Raw genomic sequence first — 4,619 nt, 5'->3', positions numbered from 1 at the left:
TGCCTTGTCTTTGTTGGCAAAGCCGCTGTCCACCTTATGGTTGATTCGGGAAATGTTTAAGCAAAATAATCGTACGGTACGAGTCACAATCGGTTCTGCCATTGAATATGATGTTTATCAAAATCTACCAGTAACCGCACTTGCTAAAGCGCGGCTATTTAAAAAGCATTTGTATAAGCTCGGTCGCCGCAAACGCGCAGGCGAGCCGTGTTTTATGCCCGTTGCGCAAGCGGTCGCACATCCCGAGGATCGCCAGGAATTACGCGCTGCGATTCGTCGCTGCGATCACTTAGGCAATACCCGCGATGGCATGGAAATCTACTGTTATCAGTACAGTGGTGATTGCACTGTTATGAGGGAGATTGGTCGGCTGCGGGAGGTGAGTTTTCGGGCAGTGGGCGAGGGTACGGGCCGGCGCAGAGATGTCGACCGCTTTGACGCTTACTACGACCATATCGTGCTGTGGGATGAAAATCAGCTGGAGTTGGTCGGTGCTTACCGTCTAAAACGTATTTCTAGTCTCACCGATGGCCAGACTCTGTATAGTGAATCCTTGTTTGATTATCAGATTCCCTATGCCGAGGCGTATTTTGAGCAAGGCGCCGAACTTGGTCGCAGTTTTGTGCAGCCGCGTTATTGGGGGCGTAACGGTTTAGATTATCTTTGGCAGGGCTTAGGCACGTATTTGCAACGCTACCCCGATGTACGCTACTTATTCGGACCGGTGAGTTTGAGCGACAGCCTGCCCCGTGCGGCCAAAGATCTATTAATTCCCTTTTACCAGACTCATTTTCCGGCAAGTGAAGCGTGGGCTAAAGCGAAAAGTCCGTATCGCTCTGACACGACGAGCTCGCAATTTAGTGGCGAGGATTATCGCGCGGAATTTACCCAATTGAAGCAAGAATTAGCGGATCTGTCCTGTGCGGTGCCGACGTTGTACAAACAGTATACCGAGTTGTGTGAGCCGGGCGGCGTGAGTTTTGTTGCCTTTAACGTCGACCCTGATTTTGCTGATTGTATTGATGGCCTTGTATTGGTGGATATTACCAAGATGAAGGCGGCGCGGCGGAAGCGGTATTTGGGGGGCGAGGTCGGGTGTCGGACGTCTGATGTCTGACGTGGGGTAAAACCACAGGAAGGATCGTTGTGTGCGGATTACTGCTAAAGTAAATCTTTTTTAATGTAATGGCAAACTCGAGCCACGTCCGATGTCAGCTACGAGCGTTGACGTCAGGCTTCCGACACCCGACGTCCGACTTTTTAAGCATTTCTCTTAAACACCTCAATCAACCACTGGCCATCATCAATCGGTAAATCGTGGCCAGCGCTATCATGCAGTAGCAGCGGCCAGTGATATTTTTTCGCCAGCCACTCACTGCAGTGATACGACACCATGCGGTCAGCGCGGCTGCTAATGACTAATTGTGGTTTGTCGACGAGTGTCGTCGGCGCGCGATAGCGGGCGGCGGCAAATAATTGTATTAGAATATTAATTCGCTTCACTGGTCGAAGCGTACTTATTTGTCGCCAATGAGCCAGCAGTGCGAGGTCTGCGGAGTGATAATTACTTACCATGGTGAGGGCTGCGCGCTCTCTGGCGATGTGGCTTGAGGCGAGTAATGCTCGGAGCGCTACGGCCAGTGAATTAATTTTTAAACGCTGCAATAACGGGCAATCGCCAGTACTGGTATTGATGAAAATAATTTTCGCAATTTGTTCTGGATTGCTTGCTAGCCAGTCGAGCGCGACCATTCCTCCTAACGATAAAGCAACTATGCCAAAGGGAGCGCCACCTCTCAGCGGGGCTGGTAGGCGTTGTTGTATGTCGTAACGAATGGCGCTGATCTGTGTTGGCGAGCGCCGTTGATACTCACTGCCAAATCCGGGTAAGTCGATACAGTGGCACTGCCAGCCGAGCTGTGCTTCGCAGCTAGCTATAAACTCGCCCCAGTGTGCTTGCTCACGACCGAGGCCGCGCAGGAATACCCAGTGTTTGATAGTCATAATCTATAGCTGTCGATACCAGAGACTTTGTGCCATTTGCTGCATTTCGCGCTCTTGTTCTCCTTTCGGTCGCCAGTGTTCGATGTTGCGCGCGGCAGCGAGCAGAAAGTCGATGAGGAGTAAATGGCCGCGCAGCACTCTCGCATGACGGTGGGGCACGGTCGGGTTGAATAGCCCCGCGAAGCTGAATAACTGTTGGGGGTGCTTTTTGACCCATAACCAAGAGCCCATTTCCAAGGTGAGGGGCAGTAAGGTAATGCCTTGGGCGCGGCTGGTTTGGTAAAAGTAATCCCATATATCACCATGACTTAAATAGTGCATGGCTTGGGGGCCGAAGACGTAGTTGTGATGGGGGAAATTTCGCTCCCAAAGAAGCTTCAGCGCAACATAGCTGCCAATATCGGGTATGGGTAAGCGGCGATAGGCGTAGGGTATCCAGAGGTGATCTTGGAAACCAAAGCCGGAGTGAAAATCCACCGCAAGACAGGGGCGGTTGCTATGGCAATACCGCTGGATAATATTTTTTAGGGCGATAAATTCGGGTTCAAAATCGTCATCTCGGCGGCCGCGATACCAGGGTATTTTGCGCCATAGGCGCTGACCGCCAACGAGAAAAGGCACTTTATCTTCAGCGTCGATGGGCGCATGCCGATTAATATCAATACCATTGGGATTGCAGCGAGAGTCCCTGAGCATGCCGCCGGGATTCACAATGGGCACGGCAACAATGCAGATTTCACGTTCAAATTGTTGGCGCCAGTGGCTGTCCCAGCGGCAGCGTTCTACCACGCTTTCTAGCCACGCTATTAAGACCTGAGTGCCAATGCGCTCAACGCCGTGAATGCCGGCGGTGACCAATAGGCAGTGTTTCGCGGTGACGGGATTACCAATAACTAGGGAAACCAATGGCAAGGTGAACTCGTCTACCGTAATTAAAGCCTCGGTTCTGCTCGCAATAAGTGGTCCCGCCTGGCGGCAGAGTTGTTCTAGTGAGAGTAATTCTGAAAGACGCTTGTGCAGGCGCCCGCGACAGGCATCCATGACTGTGGTGAAGTCGGGCAAATGGGGGCCAATGTGCTCACCGTATTCGTTTTCGAGCGGTGGTGTATTAATGCCTGAGTAGGTTTGGGACATTATGGTGTCAATAGTGGCATTGCTGTTTGGATGCCGGTTTCTTGCCAGAGCTGATTGACCAGCGCCTCATTGTCGTGCCATTGCCCTTTTAATACCCAGTCGCAAATTGCTTCAGCGACATCGGGGTAGTGCTGTGGCGTTTGCGCTGGAATATTTAAGAGCCACTGTTCAATGGTGTGCTGGTTAAATTCGTCCATGACACTGGCTAAGTTAAGTTGCTTGAGCGCAGCGGCGTTGCCGAGTTGTTCGGCTTGGCCGGAAACCGGTTTGGCGAGTGCCGGAATACCCATATGTAGGCATTCGCTGATGAGCTCAAATCCAGCGTTGCAAATGACCGCGCGGGCGGAGCAAAGATTGTGCTTAAAACCGTGGAGACTGGTTTTACGTTGCGCGACATTGCCAATACTGATGTCGCTGAGCTGCGGGGCGTACTGAATGAATTGATATTGGGGGATGTTTTGTAAGGTGGCGCACACTCGCTGCTGATCTTCAAAGGGTAGGTAGACCAAAATATGTTCAGCAGCAGCGGCGCGGCGTTCCTCAGGGTTGATGATCGGCGGCGCGATGGCCGCATTAAAATGATTCCAGTGCAGCCCTAAGCGAAACCTTGCCGGTGCGAAATAGCGCATTATGAGGCGGTTGCGTAAGTCTGCGCCGCTTTCGGGAACCGTCGCGTTGCCAAACGCGTATTGATGACCGATACCGATTACCGCTTTGTTTTGCAGGCGGCCAGCCCACGCGGTAAGGGGTTCGAAATCGGTGATAACGGCGTCGAAGGCGCTCAAGTCGATATTGCGCAGATCGCGAATAAATTGCAGCGGACGCAGTTGGCGCAGGGTTTTTATATTGCTAATGCGGCCTTGTTCAGTGGCAAAGGTGAGTCCGACGTAATGCCAGTAATCGCCGAAGGCGGCCATATCGAAATACTGTTCAGGTGGTCTGCCGCTAAATAAATACTGAACCTCTATGCCGCGTTTGGCAAAGTGATGGGCCATCATTCGCGCGCGGGCAATATGGCCATTTCCTGTGCCATGCACACCGTAAAGTAATTTCATAAGGGATTTTGTCCTGACAAGGTAGGTGCAGCTGCGAGCTTAGGCGATGGCAATACTGTGACCCAGGTGTGCAATGCCAATGCCAAGGCTCGCGCCGGCCAAGGTGTCGGTAGGGAAGTGAACCCCTAAGATCACCCGCGAAGCGGCTACTGCTGCAGCCCAGATAAACAAGGGGGCGCCAATGACACCGAAGAACAGTACGGTCATTGTGGCTAAAAGAAAGGCGGCAGCGGTGTGACCAGACGGAAAACTGAACTCATCGGAGGCGATGATCGATGCGCTAAACGCGGGTATGGCCGCAGGTGGGCGCCGCCTCCGACAGGTATTTTTCAGAACCCAGTAGGCGGGCAACCAAGCGGCAAAACTGATTAGCACTGCGCTAAAATAGGCTAGGCCCTGTTGAATCCCTGCGGCATATACCAGAAC

General features: G+C 52.4%; 5 protein-coding genes. 1 reads left to right on the top strand and 4 read right to left on the bottom strand.

Annotation, left to right across the window (positions count from 1 at the left end; genetic code table 11):
• Nucleotides 1–1,117 (top strand): GNAT family N-acyltransferase (locus ABYT30_RS15875; RefSeq protein WP_373097464.1); only part of this gene is annotated, 1,117 nt, incomplete at its 5' end.
• A 143-nt stretch (nucleotides 1,118–1,260) separates the two neighbouring features.
• Here the strand turns inward: ABYT30_RS15875 and ABYT30_RS15870 are convergent.
• From ABYT30_RS15870 to ABYT30_RS15855, 4 genes are all read right to left on the bottom strand, one after another.
• Nucleotides 1,261–2,004: an alpha/beta fold hydrolase gene (locus tag ABYT30_RS15870; RefSeq protein WP_373097463.1), complete on the bottom strand. Its 744-nt coding sequence runs from the start codon at nucleotides 2,002–2,004 to the stop codon at nucleotides 1,261–1,263.
• A gap of 3 nt (nucleotides 2,005–2,007) precedes the next feature.
• Nucleotides 2,008–3,138: a DUF2817 domain-containing protein gene (locus ABYT30_RS15865; protein ID WP_373097462.1), complete on the bottom strand. Its 1,131-nt coding sequence runs from the start codon at nucleotides 3,136–3,138 to the stop codon at nucleotides 2,008–2,010.
• Nucleotides 3,138–4,193: an MJ1255/VC2487 family glycosyltransferase gene (locus tag ABYT30_RS15860; protein ID WP_373097461.1), complete on the bottom strand. Its 1,056-nt coding sequence runs from the start codon at nucleotides 4,191–4,193 to the stop codon at nucleotides 3,138–3,140. Before ABYT30_RS15860 ends, ABYT30_RS15865 begins: the two co-directional genes overlap by 1 nt.
• Nucleotides 4,194–4,232: 39 nt before the next feature.
• Nucleotides 4,233–4,619: phosphatase PAP2 family protein (locus tag ABYT30_RS15855; RefSeq protein ID WP_373097460.1), on the bottom strand; the 387-nt coding region annotated here is incomplete at its 5' end.

Source organism: Zhongshania sp., from assembly GCF_041623545.1.
Taxonomy (GTDB): Bacteria; Pseudomonadota; Gammaproteobacteria; order Pseudomonadales; family Spongiibacteraceae; genus Spongiibacter.
This window is presented reverse-complemented; position numbering and strand designations above follow the sequence as displayed.